The organism is Candidatus Protofrankia californiensis (genome assembly GCF_900634765.1).
Taxonomy (GTDB): Bacteria; Actinomycetota; Actinomycetes; order Frankiales; family Frankiaceae; genus Protofrankia; species Protofrankia californiensis.
This window is the reverse complement of the sequence record NZ_CAAAFT010000171.1, coordinates 8131-9805: the sequence shown is the minus strand read 5'-3', so window position 1 is coordinate 9805 and position 1675 is coordinate 8131. Positions and strand designations below refer to the sequence as shown.

At 72.7% G+C, this 1675-nt stretch carries 2 protein-coding genes; one reads left to right on the top strand and one right to left on the bottom strand.

Annotated elements, in window-relative coordinates:
- Positions 1-207: FAD-binding oxidoreductase (locus tag DD1DGNOD_RS09630; protein ID WP_131769938.1), on the bottom strand; the 207-nt coding region annotated here is incomplete at its 3' end.
- A 246-nt stretch (positions 208-453) separates the two neighbouring features.
- Here DD1DGNOD_RS09630 and DD1DGNOD_RS09625 point away from each other — a divergent pair.
- Positions 454-1675, top strand: a 1222-nt coding sequence (locus DD1DGNOD_RS09625) for a glycosyltransferase family 4 protein (protein ID WP_241255612.1), incomplete at its 3' end; no start/stop codon positions are given.

Genomic DNA, 1675 nt, shown 5'->3' with positions numbered 1-1675 from the left:
GTTGCCGCCCTGAGGCACCACGGGCACGCCGTGCCGGCCGCAGATCCGCAGGACAGCGGCGACCTGCGCGGTCGATCCGGGGCGGACCACGGCCGCGGCCCGCCCCCGGAAGGCGCCCGTCCAGTCGGTTTCGTAACTCACGGTGAGGTCTTGATCGGTGAGGACGTGGGCGGCACCGAGCACACCGACGAGATCTGTGATCAACACTCGTCCATCATGCCGGGCTGTGTCCCCGGGCCTGCTCCGGCGGAGCCGGCCCGGCAGCGACCGTCGGCGGCCCGGGGAACCGGACCCCCGAACCTTCCGGACCTCCGCAGGATCTCCCGGGATCTTCGGGACTTGGTGGCGGTGTCATCACGGCACGGCGCTATACCACCAAGCTGTGACGCAAAGTTCATGTCGTGGACGAGCGGCCGTCCGCGATCTATCCCCGGGGCTTGGGACCGTGATGTCGTGCGCGTCGCAGTGATCACCGAGTCTTTCCTGCCGCACGTCGACGGCGTGACCAACTCGGTCTGCCGGGTGCTGGAGCATCTGCGACAGCGTGGCCACGAAGCGCTCGTCATCGCGCCCGCGGCCGGCACGCGTGCGCCAGCAGCCGATCCCGACGTCTATGCCGGTGCCCCGGTACTGCGGGCGCCGTCGGTTCCGCTGCCAGGATATCCGGCGTTCCGGGTGGCGACTCCATGGCCCCGGCTGGTCAGCGTCCTCGCCGACTTCCGGCCGGACGTCGTGCATCTGGCGGCCCCGGCGGGACTGGGCGCACAGTCCGCGTTCGCCGCCTGGCGGCTCGGGCTGCCGAGCGTGGCCGTGTACCAGACCGACTTCGCCGGCTTCGCCGCCCGCTACGGGCTCGCCCAGGCCGAACGTTCCATCTGGCGGTGGGTGGCCACCGTCCACCGCCTCGCCGGGCGGACGCTGGCGCCGTCCTGGCCCGCGGTCGACATGCTGCTGCGCCAGGGCGTCCACCGGGTTGCCCGCTGGACGCGCGGGGTCGACCTGGAGCGGTTCAACCCACGCCACCGCGACCCGGCCCTGCGCCGCGATCTCGCCCCCGACGGGGAGGTACTGGTCGGCTACGTGGGCCGGCTCGCCAGGGAGAAGCGGGTGCACCTGCTCGACGCGGTCCAGGACCTCCCCGGGATGCGGCTGGTCGTCGTCGGTGACGGTCCGATGCGACCGGCCCTTGAGCGGCGCCTGCCCCGGGCGACCTTCCTGGGATTCCGCTCCGGAGCGGAGCTGGCGACGATCTTCGCGAGTCTCGACGTGTTCGTCCACACCGGCTCCCACGAGACGTTCTGCCAGGCCGCCCAGGAGGCGAAGGCCAGCGGTGTCCCGGTGGTGGCGCCGGCCGCGGGCGGCCTGCTCGACGTCGTCGACGACGGGCACACCGGGATGCACTTCATGCCGGACTCCCCGGCCGCGCTGGCCGACCGCGTCGCCACGCTCGTCGCCGACGCCGACCGGCGGGCGGCCATGGGTGTCGCGGCCCGCCAGTCCGTCGCGGGCTGCGGGTGGAACGCCATCGGGGATGAGCTGATCGGTCATTACCAGGACGTCCGCGGTCTTGGGATGGGGCACGTCGGGGGCGGCGCTCTGCGGTCACGGACCGTTCTCGCCCGCCGGATGACGCGCTGCCATCGGGTTGTCGACCACGACCGGTACCGGGACGACC